This window comes from Paraburkholderia sp. JHI2823, from assembly GCF_038900695.1.
In the GTDB taxonomy this organism is placed as follows: Bacteria; Pseudomonadota; Gammaproteobacteria; order Burkholderiales; family Burkholderiaceae; genus Paraburkholderia; species Paraburkholderia mimosarum.
The window spans coordinates 1-255 of sequence record NZ_JAYMRY010000428.1 but is presented as its reverse complement, the minus strand read 5'-3'; the positions used below and the strand labels follow the sequence as shown (position 1 = coordinate 255).

General features: G+C 66.7%; 1 protein-coding gene. It reads left to right on the top strand.

What is annotated here, in order from left to right; translation table 11 throughout:
- On the top strand, positions 1-255 hold a 255-nt coding region (locus tag VSR34_RS39280; RefSeq protein ID WP_342965330.1), incomplete at both ends, for a glutamate synthase-related protein.

The window sequence follows — 255 nt, the reverse complement described above, 5'->3', positions numbered from 1 at the left end:
ACGACCTGCTGTTTCTCGGCGCTTCGCTGTCGCGCTATCCGCTCGAAGGGTATCGCGAGAAGTGCTCGACCCAGACCGTGCTCGGCACCCGTTTCGCGAAGAAACCCGTCGTGCTGGATATTCCTGTGACGATCGCGGGCATGAGCTTCGGCGCGCTCTCGGCGAACGTCAAGGAGGCGCTCGGTCAGGCCGCGACGGCGATGGGCACGTCCACGACCACCGGCGACGGCGGCATGACCCAGGAGGAGCGCCGCT